Genomic DNA, 14728 nt, shown 5'->3' with positions numbered 1-14728 from the left:
TTGCGACGTTATGCGGTATTAGCTACCGTTTCCAGTAGTTATCCCCCTCCATCAGGCAGTTTCCCAGACATTACTCACCCGTCCGCCACTCGTCACCCGAGAGCAAGCTCTCTGTGCTACCGTCCGACTTGCATGTGTTAGGCCTGCCGCCAGCGTTCAATCTGAGCCATGATCAAACTCTTCAATTTAAAGTTTGATGCTCATCGAATTAAACTTCGTAATGAATTACGTGTTCACCCGTGAGACTTGGTATTCATTTTTTGTCCGAAGACATCAAGAATCCATGTCACCTGAGTGCCCACACAGATTGTCTGATAAATTGTTAAAGAGCAGTTGCGACGCGGCTTTCAGCGCTTCGTCGCGAGGTGGCGTATATTACGCTTTCCTCTTTCAGAGTCAACCCTGAATTTCAGGATTTTTCTCTTCAACCGACCCGGCTATTTGTGTGAAGTGATTCACATCTGCCGTGTCGATGGAGGCGCATTATAGGGAGTTCTCCGCCCCCCGCAATAGAAAAATGACATAAAAATGACTGACTGCTGCATTCCACAGCAAAACGCCGCTTTATACCCATTTACGCACAGACTTATCCACAATCCGGCAAAAGGCTAAAAATTCGCGAGCGCTACGCAAACGTTTTCGTTACAATGCCCGCGCAAAAATCGTGAGCCTCACATGGGGCGTTAGCTAAGTTTTGGGATCGTTAAGGATCCAAAAATTCATCTAATGCTCTCTGTTCAAGTCAAATCCAGGGGATTTACCATGCAACAACGTCGTCCAGTCCGCCGCGCACTGCTCAGTGTTTCTGACAAGGCCGGTATTGTCGAATTCGCACAGGCGCTCTCTCAGCGTGGCGTAGAACTGCTCTCTACTGGCGGAACCGCTCGTCTGCTGGCAGATAAAGGTCTGCCGGTGACGGAAGTCTCCGACTACACCGGTTTCCCGGAAATGATGGATGGACGCGTAAAAACCCTGCACCCGAAAGTGCACGGCGGGATCCTCGGACGTCGCGGCCAGGATGACGCGATCATGGCAGAACACGCGATCGCGCCGATCGATATGGTTGTTGTTAACCTTTATCCGTTCGCCCAGACCGTCGCCCGCGAAGGTTGCTCGCTGGAAGATGCAGTAGAAAACATCGATATCGGCGGCCCGACGATGGTGCGCTCTGCGGCGAAGAACCATAAAGATGTTGCCATCGTAGTAAAAAGCAGCGACTACAGCGCCATCATTAATGAGATGGATGCGCACGAAGGCTCGCTGACGCTCGAAACCCGTTTCGATCTGGCCATTAAAGCTTTTGAACACACCGCCGCTTACGACAGCATGATCGCCAACTATTTCGGTAGCCTGGTTCCGGCCTATCACGGCGAAAGCAAAGAGCCATCAGGCCGCTTCCCGCGCACCCTGAACCTGAACTTCATCAAGAAGCAGGATATGCGCTACGGTGAGAACAGCCACCAGCAGGCCGCCTTCTATATAGAAGAAGAAGTGAAAGAGGCTTCTGTCGCTACCGCACAGCAGTTGCAGGGTAAAGCGCTTTCTTATAACAACATCGCTGATACCGACGCGGCGCTGGAGTGTGTGAAAGAGTTCAGCGAGCCTGCCTGCGTTATCGTTAAGCATGCCAACCCTTGCGGCGTGGCAGTTAGCGACTCCATTCTTGCGGCTTACGATCGCGCATACAAAACCGATCCGACCTCTGCATTCGGCGGCATCATCGCCTTTAACCGCGAGCTGGATGCCGCCACCGCGCAGGCGATCATCTCCCGCCAGTTTGTGGAAGTGATCATCGCGCCGTCTGCGACAGAAGAAGCGCTGAAAATCACGGCGGCCAAACAGAACGTCCGCGTACTGGTCTGCGGCGAATGGTCGCAACGAGTGCCGGGCCTCGACTTTAAACGCGTCAACGGTGGGCTGCTGGTTCAGGATCGCGATCTGGGCATGGTCAGCAACAACGAACTGCGCGTTGTCAGCAAGCGCCAGCCAACGGAGCAAGAGCTGCGTGATGCGCTGTTCTGCTGGAAGGTAGCGAAATTCGTGAAATCCAACGCTATCGTTTATGCGAAAGAGAATATGACCATCGGCATTGGCGCTGGCCAGATGAGCCGCGTCTACTCGGCGAAGATCGCCGGGATCAAAGCCGGTGACGAAGGGCTGGAAGTGAAAGGTTCTGCGATGGCGTCTGACGCATTCTTCCCGTTCCGCGATGGTATTGATGCCGCTGCCGCTGTTGGCGTAACCTGCGTGATCCAACCGGGTGGCTCCATCCGCGATGATGAAGTGATTGCCGCTGCCGATGAACACGGCATTGCTATGATCTTTACCGATATGCGTCACTTCCGCCATTAATCCACGGAGCAGACAATGAAAGTATTAGTGATTGGTAACGGCGGGCGCGAACACGCGCTGGCCTGGAAAGCGGCACAGTCGCCGCTGGTCGATACCGTTTTTGTTGCACCGGGCAATGCCGGTACTGCGCTGGAACCGGCGCTGCAAAACGTGGCAATTGGCGTCACCGATATTCCGGCGCTGCTCAGCTTTGCGCAGAACGAGAAAATCGATCTGACCATCGTTGGCCCGGAAGCGCCGCTGGTTATTGGCGTTGTAGACGCCTTCCGCGCCGCTGGCCTGAAAATTTTTGGCCCAACGCAGGGCGCCGCGCAACTGGAAGGCTCAAAAGCCTTCACCAAAGACTTCCTGGCACGCCATAAGATCCCGACGGCGGAATACCAGAACTTCACCGAGATCGAACCGGCGCTGGCGTACCTGCGTGAGAAAGGCGCGCCAATCGTCATTAAAGCGGATGGTCTGGCTGCGGGCAAAGGCGTGATTGTCGCCATGACGCTGGCAGAAGCCGAAGCGGCAGTGAACGATATGCTGGCAGGCAATGCTTTTGGCGACGCCGGCCACCGTATCGTTATTGAAGAGTTCCTCGACGGCGAAGAAGCCAGTTTTATCGTCATGGTTGATGGCGAACATGTTCTGCCGATGGCCACCAGCCAGGATCACAAACGCGTGGGTGATGGTGATACCGGGCCGAACACCGGCGGTATGGGCGCCTACTCGCCTGCGCCAGTCGTCACCGATGAAGTGCATCAACGTACGATGGAACGCATTATATGGCCGACCGTGCGCGGTATGGCGGCGGAAGGCAATACTTACACCGGTTTCCTGTATGCCGGTCTGATGATCGACAAACAGGGCAACCCGAAGGTGATTGAGTTCAACTGCCGCTTTGGCGATCCGGAAACACAACCGATCATGCTGCGCATGCAGTCAGACCTGGTTGAGCTGTGCCTGGCCGCCTGCGAAGGCAAGCTGGACGAGAAAACCTCTGAGTGGGATGAACGCGCGTCTCTGGGCGTGGTGATGGCTGCCGGTGGTTATCCGGGCGACTACAGCAAGGACGATGTGATCCACGGCCTGCCGCTGGAAGAAGTGGCGGACGGTAAAGTGTTCCACGCGGGCACTAAACTCTCCAGCGACGACCAGGTGTTGACCAACGGCGGCCGCGTACTCTGCGTGACTGCACTGGGTAACACCGTTGCCGAAGCACAGCAACGCGCCTATCAGTTGATGACCAATATTCACTGGAATGGCAGCTTCAGCCGCCGTGATATCGGCTACCGCGCAATCGCTCGCGAACAGGGCGAATAACGTTATTTTGCCCCAGGCCCGATAAGGCGTAGTCGTCATCGGGCCGTTCGCCGGGTGGCGCTATGCTTACCCGACCTACTTAAACCTTCAGAAATTCTTCTCCGTCGGCTGCCAGCGACAAAAATCCCCATTCGCTACCAACAGCAACTGCGCCCCTTCCGGCGCTTCCAGCCATGCCACGCTTACCGCAGCCGCCGAGCGCGCCTGACGCTGCTCAATGCGGTTCAGCGCATAGCTGTCGAGATCCGGCTTCACCGTCTTGCCTTCACAGGTCTGAACCGTGCGATTGGCCTGCCAGCGTCCCTGACGCAGCACCACACGCCCCTGGCGTAGTGCATCGCTGGTCTGGCGGATCTGTTCAGCCCGGTAACGATACAGCGCAATCTGGTCGCTGGAGAGCTGCTGCTTCTGCCCATTGACCTCACGCTGCATAAAGCTCAGCTCACCGCGATCGTCAAAACGCACGCGGACATGCTCAGGCGGCTGGCTATAAATATTGAGTTCGACAAGGGTTAAGGTATCGCCTTGCCAGCGGTATTCGCTGAGGGAAGTGTTGCCGTGATGCCACGGACTAAAAGCGGAAAGGAGATGTGTCTCGCCGCCGGAATCTTTACGCCAGATCCGCACCGCGCCCTGATCGTCAGCAAAACCGCTGGCGGTGAACGGGGGCAATGAGGAATCATGGCTACAGGCCGTCAGCAACAGTGCGCCAGCCAACGTCAATGAGCGACGCCAGAATGACAAAAGGGGCGAAACCGCCCCTTCGATAAAACCGTTCACTGACACGCTGTCTTACTTAACAGAGTCTTTCAGTGCTTTACCAGAAACAAATGCCGGCACGTTAGCGGCAGCGATTTTGATTTCTTTACCGGTCTGCGGATTGCGGCCAGTACGCTCAGCGCGGTGGTTCACTTTGAAGGTACCGAAACCAACCAGTTGTACCGCATCGCCTTCTTTCAGAGACTCAGTAATAGCAGCCAGGGTGGATTCCAGTGCAGCTTTTGCCTGCGCTTTAGACAGATCAGCCTTGTCTGCAATTACATCAATCAGTTGAGTCTTATTCATAAGTTATCCTTTCAATGTGTTTATCGCTTGCTAAGCATCGAGTGCGACGGAAATGCCTCAAAAGCACTCTCCTGCATACACGCACCGATAGCCACTTTTTTTCGCCCCCCAAATGTAGACCAGACGGGGGTAGGAAGGGAAGCCTTCCGGCGCGACAAAACTGGCCCTAAATCACGTTTTATTGCCTCATTGCTGCAAATTTATACCAATATTGCTATCACCGGCCTCACGCAGGTCTGCGCGTAGCCCTTTAATCAGTTCAATATCACGTTCTTCACAGGCCGCCAAAAGACGGAAAATTTCCCACTGAATATCCCATTCCTGCTCAACGGCGGGGTTCAATCGCAGCTCTTCGTCAGTCATTTCACGACCCGCCTGGGTCATTTCCAGCATCGCAACGGTGGTGATTGACGTCTTGCTGACTTCAACCGCATGCTCCAGCGTTTCACCACTCAGGCGAGAATGAACCAGTTCGCTCAATGCTACGCAGGCATCAATCGCCGGGTAAACGCCGTACAGATCGTAATCATCGGCAGCCGGAATCGCCTCTTCCAGCTTCTCAAGCTGGCTGTCGAAGTTCACTTTCGCATCTTTAACGATCTGCGTTTCCCAAACCAGGTCGAGAATACGGCGATAAACTTGCGCGTCGCCAAACTCCGTCTGCTGGCAGAACATGGCGTAATTGGGATACATGCGCTCGCACAGACACGCCATAAAAACAACGTGCTGCCAGCTTTCCAGCCGCTCCAGACGCAGGTGAATTGGGTTTTGTAACATGGTTGTTTCTCAATATCAGTAATGGCGGCAGTTTACCTGATATTGCGCTGGATTTCCTGCCAACGCGAAAACGCGGGTCGCCCGGACGCCACCGCATCCGCCCAGCGCGTCGGCTCCGGCAGCCGGTAACCCTTCATGCAGCGCTGCACCCACGCCAATGCGCTATCCTGGCTGACGCGATGCCCGGTGGTGATAAACAGCGGATTGCAGCGCGCTTTACTGCGCCATACCCATGCCAGCCTCTCGCCTTTATCCAGCAGCGGCGCCAGCGCGCCTGGCTCATCGGCAAGCGGCTCAAACTTGCCGCACAGCCGTTTTTTCGCCACGCCAATGGTCGGTACATCCACCAGCAGCCCAAAGTGGCTGGCGACCCCCAGACGGCGCGGATGTGAAATGCCGTGCCCGTCAACAAACAGCAGATCCGGCTTTTGCGACAGTTGTTGCCATGCCGCCAGCAGCGCAGGATATTCGCGAAAGGAGAGAAAGCCCGGAATATAGGGCATGGTGGTGGCGATGCGCGCCACCTGGTATTCGACAAGCTCCAGCGATGGCCAGGCGAGAAGCACCATCGCCGCCCGCGTCACTTCGCCGCCTTGCTCAAACCCGACATCGGCACCGCCGATCAATCGGGGAGGATCCGTATCCAGGCGATCTTCATGGATCACCGAAGACGCCAGTTCAAGTTGTTGCGCGCGTAATGACGCGAGATCCATACGTCCTCCTTACTGATGCCAGGCGGCCGACAGACGGTGTACCGCCTCGACGAAGACTCCTGCATGTTCCGGTTCGACATCCTGATGAATACCGTGACCGAGGTTAAACACGTGGCCTTCGCCTTTGCCAAAGCCCGCCAGAATGGTGGCCACTTCTTCTTCGATACGCGCGGGCGGCGCATACAGCATGGAAGGGTCCATATTGCCTTGCAGGGCGACTTTATGCCCCACGCGACGACGCGCATCGGCGATATCGGTGGTCCAGTCCAGGCCCAGCGCATCACAGCCGGTTTCCGCCATCGCTTCCAGCCACTGCCCACCGCCTTTGGTAAACAGCGTTACCGGCACGCGGCGACCTTCGTTTTCACGTAGCAGGCCATCAACGATTTTATGCATGTAATAGAGTGAGAACTGCTGATAATCGCGCCCGGTCAGCACGCCGCCCCAGGTATCAAAAATCATCACTGATTGCGCGCCAGCGCGGATCTGCGCGTTCAGGTACAACGTGACGCTCTGCGCCAACTTATCGAGCAGCGCGTGCAGCGTATGCGGCTCGGCGTACATCATTTTTTTGATCACGGTAAACGCTTTGCTGCTGCCGCCTTCCACCATATAGGTCGCCAGCGTCCACGGGCTACCGGAAAAGCCAATCAGCGGCACTTCGCCTTTCAACTCGCGGCGAATCGTGCGCACCGCGTTCATCACGTAGCCCAGTTCGTTTTCCGGGTCCGGGATCGGCAGCTTATCCACATCCGCTTTGCTGGTGATGGGCGACGTGAAGCACGGCCCTTCGCCGGCTTCAAAATAGAGGCCCAGCCCCATCGCATCCGGCACGGTGAGAATGTCCGAGAAAAGGATCGCCGCATCAAGCTTGTAACGGCGCAACGGTTGAAGCGTCACTTCACAGGCCAGCTCAGCGTTTTTGCATAACGACATAAAGTCGCCTGCTTGCGCACGCGTCGCTTTGTACTCCGGCAAATAGCGGCCAGCCTGGCGCATCATCCATACTGGCGTCATGTCTACGGGCTGGCGCTGGAGCGCGCGCAGGTAACGATCGTTTTTCAGTTCGGTCATTGTCATTTCCTTAAGCGTCAGACCGTTATTGTATCACGTCATTGATCGTCTGCCCGACACATCGCCACGGTGTCTTCGATCAGGCGACGCGCCACTGTGCCCGGCGGCGGCAGTAGCGGCAAGGCGTCATAGCGATACCAGCCTGCATCTAACAGTTCTTTCGGATCGATATGAATTTCACCGCTGTCATACTCCGCCATAAAGGCCGTCATCAGCGATTGCGGGAAGGGCCATGGCTGTGAGGTGACATAACGCAGGTTCTTCACCTTGATGCCGCTCTCTTCCATCACTTCACGCGCCACCGCCTGCTCCAGCGTTTCGCCAACTTCAACAAACCCGGCAAGCACAGTGTAGATGCCATTGCGATGACGGGTATGTTGCGCCAGCAGGATGCTGTCGTCGCGGCGAATCGCGACAATAATGCAGGGGGCAATTTGCGGATAATAACGTTCCCGGCAGTGGTCGCAGAGCATCGCCCACTCGGTTTTGCTCGGGTGCATGGTGTGCCCGCAATAACCGCAAAACTGATGCGAGCGATAAAACTCGGCCAGTTGCACGCCGCGCCCGGCTAACTGGAAAAGACCGACATCTTGATCGATCAGCAGCCGCACGGAGCCCATATCATGCCGACGATTCTGACGAACCATCCACACCGGTTCGCCCTGCCATTCCCCAATGTGGAGCGCGCTTTGACCCACAAGTTCGAAATTTCCTGGCTGACCATGTGGTAATTCTCCACCGGGCAACCATAATTTTTGTTCATGGCTCACGATCCACCAGCCACGATCGGATGCTTCAATAATACGTACCATTGCACTACCTTAGCTTCACTGGCATGTTATTAACATTATTATTACATTTTTCTGAACTTACATATTTGCGGAGCCATTTATGCTAAACCAGTTAGAAAGCCTGACAGAGCGCGTTGGAGGAAGTAACAAACTTGTCGACCACTGGCTACTTGTTCGTAAGCAACTTCTTGTTTCTTACTACAATCTGGTTGGCATTAAACCTGGCAAAGGATCGTACATGCAGCTCAATGAAAAAGCGCTGGACGATTTTTGCCACAATCTGGTGGATTACCTCTCCGCTGGCCATTTCAATATTTATGAACGTATCATCAGCGAAATGGAAGGTGCCAACCCACTTTTAGCCGCCACGCAACTTTATCCGCAACTTGAAGCCAATACCGTGGAGCTTATGAATTACTATGACTCCAGCCTGGAAAACGCCATTGATGACGACAACTGTCTGGAGTTCCAACAGGCGCTATCGGATATCGGCGAAGCGCTTGCCGCCCGCTTTATGCTGGAAGATAAGTTGATTGTGCTGGCCTTTGATAACGACCTCAATGTGAGCGCCAACGACGAAAGCGGAATGGCGCGCCCCGCTTGAGTTCTTAAACATTAACGCGTAGTTTAAAAAGCAGTCCCCCGTTTTCGGACGGGGTTTTTCTTGTCGGAGTGCCTATATTTCCACAAAATCATTCGCGATGCGTCGAGGCGGCAAGTTCGTGAATCCCCAGGAGCTTACATCAAGTAAGTGACTGGGGTGAGCGAACGCAGCCAACAAAGAGGCAGCGTGAAGGATGAAGGGGAAAAGGCTGAGACCGTTAATTCGGGATCCGCGGAACCTGATCGGGTTAAGACCTGCGAAGGGAACAAGAGTAATCCATTCACAACGACCACCCTCACGGGCGGTTTGCTGCCATTACTCCATCCGTCGTCTGACAAGCCATCTCATAATTATGGAATGAGCTATGTCTGCAAAAACTGTTACACGCCGTGAACAACGCGCCCAGGCGCAACACTTCATTGATACGCTGGAAGGCACCGCTTTCCCCAATTCGCAACGCATTTACATCACCGGTTCGCAGCCGGATATCCGCGTGCCCATGCGTGAAATCCAGCTTAGCCCGACGCTTATCGGCGGCACCAAAGCGCAGCCGCAATATGAAGAAAACGAGGCCGTGCCGGTATATGACACCTCCGGCCCGTATGGCGATCCGGCTGTCGCCATTGATGTACAACAGGGGCTGGCAAAGCTGCGTGCACCGTGGATAACCGCCCGCAACGACACTGAAACGCTCGATGAACGCAGCTCCGCGTACACCAAAGAGCGGCTGGCCGATGACGGCCTCGATGAACTGCGTTTTAGCGGTTTGCTGACACCGCAACGCGCCAAAGCGGGCCGCTGCGTGACCCAGTTGCACTATGCCCGCCAGGGGATCGTGACGCCGGAAATGGAATTTATCGCTATCCGTGAAAACATGGGCCGCGAGCGCATCCGCAGCGAAGTGCTGCGCAGACAGCATCCGGGCGAAGGTTTTGGCGCGCGCCTGCCGGAAAATATCACGCCGGAATTTGTCCGCGATGAAGTGGCGGCCGGTCGCGCCATTATTCCCGCCAATATTAACCACCCGGAATCGGAACCGATGATTATCGGTCGTAACTTCCTGGTTAAAGTGAACGCCAATATCGGCAACTCGGCGGTCACCTCGTCCATCGAAGAAGAGGTGGAAAAACTGGTCTGGTCAACCCGCTGGGGCGCGGACACGGTGATGGATCTCTCCACCGGGCGTTATATCCATGAAACCCGCGAATGGATCCTGCGTAACAGCCCGGTGCCGATCGGCACCGTACCGATCTATCAGGCGCTGGAGAAGGTCAACGGGATCGCCGAAGATCTGAACTGGCAGGCGTTTCGCGACACGCTGCTGGAGCAGGCGGAACAAGGGGTGGATTACTTCACCATTCACGCGGGCGTATTGCTGCGTTATGTGCCGATGACCGCCCGCCGTCTGACCGGCATTGTATCGCGCGGCGGTTCGATTATGGCGAAATGGTGCCTTTCCCATCATCAGGAGAACTTCCTCTACACCCACTTCCGCGAAATCTGCGAGATCTGCGCCGCCTACGACGTTGCATTGTCGCTGGGCGACGGCCTGCGTCCGGGTTCCATTCAGGACGCCAACGACGAAGCGCAATTTGCGGAACTGCACACGCTGGGCGAGCTGACCAAAATCGCCTGGGAGTATGACGTACAGGTGATGATTGAAGGCCCGGGACATGTGCCGATGCAGATGATCCGCCGCAATATGACCGAGGAACTGGAGCACTGCCACGAAGCGCCGTTCTACACGCTTGGACCGCTCACCACGGATATCGCACCGGGTTATGACCACTTCACTTCCGGCATTGGCGCGGCGATGATTGGCTGGTTTGGCTGCGCGATGCTGTGTTATGTCACGCCGAAAGAGCATCTTGGTCTGCCGAATAAAGAGGATGTGAAACAGGGGCTTATCACCTACAAGATCGCCGCCCATGCGGCTGACCTCGCCAAAGGCCATCCCGGCGCGCAAATCCGCGATAACGCCATGTCGAAAGCGCGCTTTGAGTTCCGCTGGGAAGACCAGTTTAATCTGGCGCTCGACCCCTTCACTGCCCGCGCCTATCACGATGAAACCCTGCCGCAGGAATCCGGCAAAGTCGCCCATTTCTGCTCGATGTGCGGGCCGAAATTCTGCTCGATGAAAATCTCCCAGGAAGTACGCGATTATGCCGCTTCCCAGGCTATTGAAGTCGGCATGGCGGACAAATCGAACGACTTCCGCGCCCGCGGCGGCGAGATCTACCTGAAACGGGAGGAAGCCTGATGTACCAGCCTGATTTCCCGCCGGTGCCTTTCCGTCTGGGGCTTTATCCGGTGGTCGATAGCGTCGAGTGGGTAGCCCGCCTGCTGGATGCCGGAGTGCGCACCCTGCAATTACGCATCAAAGATAAGCGTGATGACGAGGTCGAAGAGGATGTCATTGCCGCCATTGCGCTTGGCCGCCGCTACCAGGCGCGGCTGTTTATCAATGACTATTGGCGTCTGGCGATCAAACACCAGGCTTACGGCGTTCATCTCGGCCAGGAAGATCTGGAAACCACGGATCTTAGCGCGATTCGCGCGGCAGGTTTACGTCTTGGCGTTTCGACCCATGACGATATGGAGATCGACGTGGCGCTGGCGGCGCGTCCGTCTTATATCGCGCTGGGCCATGTTTTCCCCACGCAAACCAAACAGATGCCTTCCGCGCCGCAGGGGCTGGAACAACTGGCGCGACATATTGCACGGCTGGCCGATTACCCGACCGTAGCAATCGGCGGTATCAGTCTGGCGCGCGCACCCGAAGTACTGGCAACAGGCGTTGGCAGCATCGCGGTAGTCAGTGCCATCACCCAGGCCGCTGACTGGCGGCTGGCCACCGATCAATTACTGGCGCTTGCGGGGGTGGGTGATGAATGATCGCGATTTTATGCGCTACAGCCGCCAGATCCTGCTGGAAGATATCGCGGTTGTCGGCCAGCAAAAGCTGCTCGCCAGCCGGGTGCTGATTGTTGGTCTCGGCGGTCTTGGCGCGCCCGCGGCGGTTTACCTTGCTGGCGCGGGCATCGGCACGCTGGCGCTGGCCGATGACGACGCGGTACACCTGAGTAACCTGCAACGGCAGATCCTGTTCACCACGGACGATATCAACCAACCGAAAGCGGGCGTCACCGCGCAACGCTTACACCAACTTAACCCGGATATCGAACTGATTACCCTTGAGCAGCGGCTCAGCGGTAAAGCGCTACAACAGCAGGTCGCACAGGCCGATGTGGTGCTCGATTGCAGCGACAATATGACCACTCGCCAGGCGATTAATGCCGCCTGCGTGGCGCAGGAAACGCCGTTGATCAGCGCCAGTGCGGTTGGCTTTGGCGGACAGATGCTGGTGCTGACGCCGCCCTGGCAACAGGGCTGTTATCGCTGCCTGTGGCCCGATGAAAGCGAACCGGAGCGCAACTGCCGTACGGCGGGCATTGTTGGCCCGGTGGTCGGCGTCATGGGTGCCATGCAGGCGCTGGAAGCCATCAAATTGTTAAGCGGCATCAGCACCACCAGCGGCGAGTTACGGCTATTTGATGCCCGTACCAATCTCTGGCGCACGCTGGCGCTGCATCGCGCCCAGGGATGCCCGGTATGCGGAGGGCGGCATGCAAATACGCTTCAATGATGAGCCGATGCAGTGCGCGTCCGGGCTTTCCGTTGCTGCGCTATTGCAGCACATCAATCAGCTAAAACCCGGTGCCGCGCTGGCGGTGAATCAACAGATCCTGCCGCGCGAGCGTTGGGACGATCATATTGTGCAGGACGGTGACGAGATCCTGCTTTTTCAGGTTATCGCAGGAGGTTGAGATGTTACGTATTGCAGATAAAACGTTTACCTCGCGGCTGTTTACCGGTACCGGTAAATTTTCCGCGCCACAACTGATGATCGACGCGATCCGCGCTTCCGGCAGCGAGTTGGTCACGCTGGCCATGAAGCGCGTGGATCTACGCAAACAAAGCGATGGCATCCTGCAACCGCTGCGCGATGCAGGCGTCACGCTGCTGCCGAACACATCCGGGGCGAAGAATGCTGAGGATGCGATTTTTGCCGCGCAGCTGGCGCGTGAAGCGTTGGGAACGAACTGGTTAAAGCTGGAAATCCACCCGGATGCCCGCTGGCTGTTGCCGGATCCGATCGAAACCCTGCGCGCGGCAGAAAAATTGGTGCAGCAGGGTTTTGTGGTACTGCCCTACTGCGGCGCCGATCCAGTGCTGTGCAAACGGCTGGAAGAGGTCGGCTGCGCGGCAGTCATGCCGCTGGGTGCGCCGATTGGTTCAAACCAGGGGCTGGAAACCCGCGCCATGCTGGAGATTATCATTGAGCAGGCGAATGTCCCGGTGGTGGTTGACGCCGGTATTGGTACGCCCAGCCATGCGACACAGGCGCTGGAGATGGGCGCAGATGCCGTGCTGGTGAATACCGCCATTGCCGTCGCCGACGATCCGGTCGCCATGGCGCGCGCTTTTCGTCTGGCGGTAGAAGCCGGCACGCTGGCGCGTCAGGCCGTACCGGGTGCGCGCCAGCGTTTCGCGGCGGCTACCAGCCCGCTGACCGGTTTTCTGGAGGCCACCTTATGAACACCTTTAGCGATTACTGGCGGCAACTCGACTGGGACGATATTGCTCTGCGCATTCACAGTAAAACCGCAGCCGATGTTGAACGTGCGCTGAACGCCCGGCAACCGACGCGCGACGACATGATGGCGCTGCTCTCCCCTGCAGCCAGCGGTTTTCTTGAAGCCATGGCGCAGCGTGCGCAGCGGCTGACTCGCCAGCGGTTTGGTAACACAGTCAGCTTTTATGTTCCGCTGTATTTGTCGAACCTCTGCGCTAATGACTGTACTTACTGCGGCTTTTCGATGAGTAACCATCTGAAGCGCAAAACGCTGGATGAACAGGAGATTGCGCGTGAATGTGCCGCCTTGCGCGATCTGGGCTTTGAGCATCTGTTGCTGGTAACCGGCGAGCATCAGGGCAAAGTGGGAATGGACTATTTTCGTCGCCATTTACCCGACATTCGCCGCCAGTTCGCCTCACTACAGATGGAAGTACAGCCGCTCTCAGAAGAAGAGTACGCCGAGCTGAAAACCCTTGGGCTGGATGGCGTAATGGTCTATCAGGAGACATATCACGAAGCCCAATATGCGCGTCACCACCTGCGGGGCAAGAAGCAGGATTTCTTCTGGCGTCTGGAAACGCCGGACAGGCTTGGCCGCGCCGGGATCGACAAAATCGGCCTCGGCGCGCTGATGGGGCTTTCCGACAACTGGCGCGTGGATTGTTATATGGTGGCGGAGCACCTGCTATGGCTGCAACAGCACTACTGGCAAAGCCGCTTTTCCGTCTCTTTCCCGCGCCTGCGCCCCTGTGCTGGCGGTATTGAACCCGCGTCGCTGATGGATGAGCGCCAACTGGTGCAAACCATTTGCGCTTTTCGTCTGCTGGCGCCGGATGTGGAGCTGTCGCTCTCGACGCGCGAATCGCCGCACTTCCGCGATCACGTGATCCCACTGGCCATCAACAATGTCAGTGCGTTCTCTAAAACGCAGCCTGGAGGCTATGCCGATGACCATCCGGAACTGGAGCAGTTTTCCCCGCACGACGGACGACGCCCGCAAGAAGTTGCCGACGCATTAGTCGCAAGCGGGTTGCAACCCGTATGGAAAGACTGGGATAGCTGGCTGGGACGTTCGCCGCAAAAAAACAGCAATACGCTGATAACGGGTTAACACCTTGCGGCGCACCGCGTAAAAACAGGATCGGGCTGTCGCACACAGGCAGCCGATCCTGCATGGTGTTTGTGTCAGCTTCACTGTCTGACCGGAGCGATCGCTTTACTCTCCCCTCATATCGCTCCGTTTTCCCTCCAACGGAATAAAAAACTATGCCTATTGATATAAATCACCCATCACATCTATAGAGAACGATACTTAGCCATAGCAACATCTGCTAGAGATATAATTTGCCACACAACGGACTGATAACACACCGTTCGGCTGCCAGCATCTTTCTTCCAGCCCCCT

General features: G+C 56.5%; 15 protein-coding genes, 1 riboswitch and 1 other annotated feature. Of the genes, 9 read left to right on the top strand and 6 right to left on the bottom strand.

Annotated features, from left to right (window positions below; translation table 11 throughout):
* Nucleotides 1–188, bottom strand: a sequence feature (16S ribosomal RNA rRNA prediction is too short).
* Nucleotides 189–762: 574 nt separating this feature from the next.
* Both purH and purD read left to right on the top strand, forming a co-directional pair.
* Nucleotides 763–2352: a bifunctional phosphoribosylaminoimidazolecarboxamide formyltransferase/IMP cyclohydrolase gene (gene purH / locus C0557_RS27245; protein ID WP_035890335.1), complete on the top strand. Its 1590-nt coding sequence runs from the start codon at nt 763–765 to the stop codon at nt 2350–2352.
* Between the two features lie 15 nt (nt 2353–2367).
* On the top strand, nt 2368–3660 hold the full coding sequence (gene purD / locus C0557_RS27240) for a phosphoribosylamine--glycine ligase (RefSeq protein ID WP_074780708.1): 1293 nt from the start codon (nt 2368–2370) through the stop codon (nt 3658–3660).
* Nucleotides 3661–3747: 87 nt separating this feature from the next.
* Here purD and C0557_RS27235 read toward each other — a convergent pair whose 3' ends face one another.
* From C0557_RS27235 to nudC, 6 genes are all read right to left on the bottom strand, one after another.
* Nucleotides 3748–4440, bottom strand: a complete 693-nt coding sequence (locus C0557_RS27235) for a DUF1481 domain-containing protein (RefSeq protein WP_208663136.1) — start codon at nt 4438–4440, stop codon at nt 3748–3750.
* Between the two features lie 12 nt (nt 4441–4452).
* Nucleotides 4453–4725: a nucleoid-associated protein HU-alpha gene (hupA, locus tag C0557_RS27230; protein ID WP_035890328.1), complete on the bottom strand. Its 273-nt coding sequence runs from the start codon at nt 4723–4725 to the stop codon at nt 4453–4455.
* A 186-nt stretch (nt 4726–4911) separates the two neighbouring features.
* On the bottom strand, nt 4912–5502 hold the full coding sequence (locus C0557_RS27225) for a YjaG family protein (RefSeq protein ID WP_074780704.1): 591 nt from the start codon (nt 5500–5502) through the stop codon (nt 4912–4914).
* 32 nt (nt 5503–5534) lie between these two features.
* Nucleotides 5535–6215, bottom strand: a complete 681-nt coding sequence (gene nfi, locus C0557_RS27220) for a deoxyribonuclease V (protein WP_208662724.1) — start codon at nt 6213–6215, stop codon at nt 5535–5537.
* Between the two features lie 9 nt (nt 6216–6224).
* Nucleotides 6225–7289 carry a uroporphyrinogen decarboxylase gene (gene hemE / locus C0557_RS27215; protein ID WP_208662722.1) on the bottom strand — a complete coding sequence of 355 codons (1065 nt, stop codon included), beginning with the start codon at nt 7287–7289 and terminating at the stop codon, nt 6225–6227.
* 38 nt (nt 7290–7327) lie between these two features.
* Nucleotides 7328–8101, bottom strand: coding sequence for an NAD(+) diphosphatase (nudC, locus tag C0557_RS27210; RefSeq protein WP_074780698.1), 774 nt, complete (start codon nt 8099–8101; stop codon nt 7328–7330).
* 79 nt (nt 8102–8180) lie between these two features.
* On the opposite strand from nudC, the gene rsd reads away from it, so the two are divergent.
* The 7 genes from rsd (at nt 8181) to thiH (ending at nt 14434) form a co-directional block, all read left to right on the top strand.
* Entirely contained in the window at nt 8181–8684 is a 504-nt protein-coding gene (gene rsd, locus C0557_RS27205; protein ID WP_208662720.1) for a sigma D regulator, read from the top strand.
* 54 nt (nt 8685–8738) lie between these two features.
* Nucleotides 8739–8966, top strand: a riboswitch (TPP riboswitch).
* 82 nt (nt 8967–9048) lie between these two features.
* The gene (gene thiC / locus C0557_RS27200; protein WP_208662718.1) at nt 9049–10944 is read left to right on the top strand and encodes a phosphomethylpyrimidine synthase ThiC; all 1896 of its coding nucleotides are present in this window, start codon (nt 9049–9051) and stop codon (nt 10942–10944) included.
* Nucleotides 10944–11579, top strand: coding sequence for a thiamine phosphate synthase (gene thiE, locus C0557_RS27195; protein ID WP_208662716.1), 636 nt, complete (start codon nt 10944–10946; stop codon nt 11577–11579). The genes thiC and thiE overlap by 1 nt, the downstream gene beginning before the upstream one ends.
* On the top strand, nt 11572–12330 hold the full coding sequence (locus C0557_RS27190; protein WP_208662714.1) for a HesA/MoeB/ThiF family protein: 759 nt from the start codon (nt 11572–11574) through the stop codon (nt 12328–12330). The genes thiE and C0557_RS27190 overlap by 8 nt, the downstream gene beginning before the upstream one ends.
* Nucleotides 12311–12511, top strand: coding sequence for a sulfur carrier protein ThiS (thiS, locus tag C0557_RS27185; RefSeq protein WP_208662712.1), 201 nt, complete (start codon nt 12311–12313; stop codon nt 12509–12511). Before C0557_RS27190 ends, thiS begins: the two co-directional genes overlap by 20 nt.
* A 1-nt stretch (nt 12512) precedes the next feature.
* Nucleotides 12513–13283, top strand: a complete 771-nt coding sequence (thiG, locus tag C0557_RS27180; RefSeq protein WP_208662710.1) for a thiazole synthase — start codon at nt 12513–12515, stop codon at nt 13281–13283.
* Nucleotides 13280–14434 carry a 2-iminoacetate synthase ThiH gene (gene thiH, locus C0557_RS27175; protein ID WP_208662708.1) on the top strand — a complete coding sequence of 385 codons (1155 nt, stop codon included), beginning with the start codon at nt 13280–13282 and terminating at the stop codon, nt 14432–14434. The genes thiG and thiH overlap by 4 nt, the downstream gene beginning before the upstream one ends.
* Nucleotides 14435–14728 lie beyond the last annotated feature (294 nt).

The sequence above is a fragment of the Kosakonia sp. MUSA4 genome, assembly GCF_013085925.1.
GTDB lineage: Bacteria > Pseudomonadota > Gammaproteobacteria > Enterobacterales > Enterobacteriaceae > Kosakonia > Kosakonia sacchari_B.
Note: the sequence above shows the minus strand (reverse complement) of the source record. Positions and strands in the feature narration are given on the sequence as shown.

Bases quoted from the DNA above. Each gene is read 5' to 3' on its own strand.
- nudC (WP_074780698.1), bottom strand. From the start codon at position 8,101: ATGGTACGTATTATTGAAGCATCCGATCGTGGCTGGTGGATCGTGAGC.
- hupA (WP_035890328.1), bottom strand. From the start codon at position 4,725: ATGAATAAGACTCAACTGATTGATGTAATTGCAGACAAGGCTGATCTG.
- thiG (WP_208662710.1), top strand. From the start codon at position 12,513: ATGTTACGTATTGCAGATAAAACGTTTACCTCGCGGCTGTTTACCGGT.
- hemE (WP_208662722.1), bottom strand. From the start codon at position 7,289: ATGACCGAACTGAAAAACGATCGTTACCTGCGCGCGCTCCAGCGCCAG.
- C0557_RS27190 (WP_208662714.1), top strand. From the start codon at position 11,572: ATGAATGATCGCGATTTTATGCGCTACAGCCGCCAGATCCTGCTGGAA.
- thiC (WP_208662718.1), top strand. From the start codon at position 9,049: ATGTCTGCAAAAACTGTTACACGCCGTGAACAACGCGCCCAGGCGCAA.
- purD (WP_074780708.1), top strand. From the start codon at position 2,368: ATGAAAGTATTAGTGATTGGTAACGGCGGGCGCGAACACGCGCTGGCC.
- C0557_RS27225 (WP_074780704.1), bottom strand. From the start codon at position 5,502: ATGTTACAAAACCCAATTCACCTGCGTCTGGAGCGGCTGGAAAGCTGG.
- thiH (WP_208662708.1), top strand. From the start codon at position 13,280: ATGAACACCTTTAGCGATTACTGGCGGCAACTCGACTGGGACGATATT.
- nfi (WP_208662724.1), bottom strand. From the start codon at position 6,215: ATGGATCTCGCGTCATTACGCGCGCAACAACTTGAACTGGCGTCTTCG.
- rsd (WP_208662720.1), top strand. From the start codon at position 8,181: ATGCTAAACCAGTTAGAAAGCCTGACAGAGCGCGTTGGAGGAAGTAAC.
- thiS (WP_208662712.1), top strand. From the start codon at position 12,311: ATGCAAATACGCTTCAATGATGAGCCGATGCAGTGCGCGTCCGGGCTT.
- thiE (WP_208662716.1), top strand. From the start codon at position 10,944: ATGTACCAGCCTGATTTCCCGCCGGTGCCTTTCCGTCTGGGGCTTTAT.
- purH (WP_035890335.1), top strand. From the start codon at position 763: ATGCAACAACGTCGTCCAGTCCGCCGCGCACTGCTCAGTGTTTCTGAC.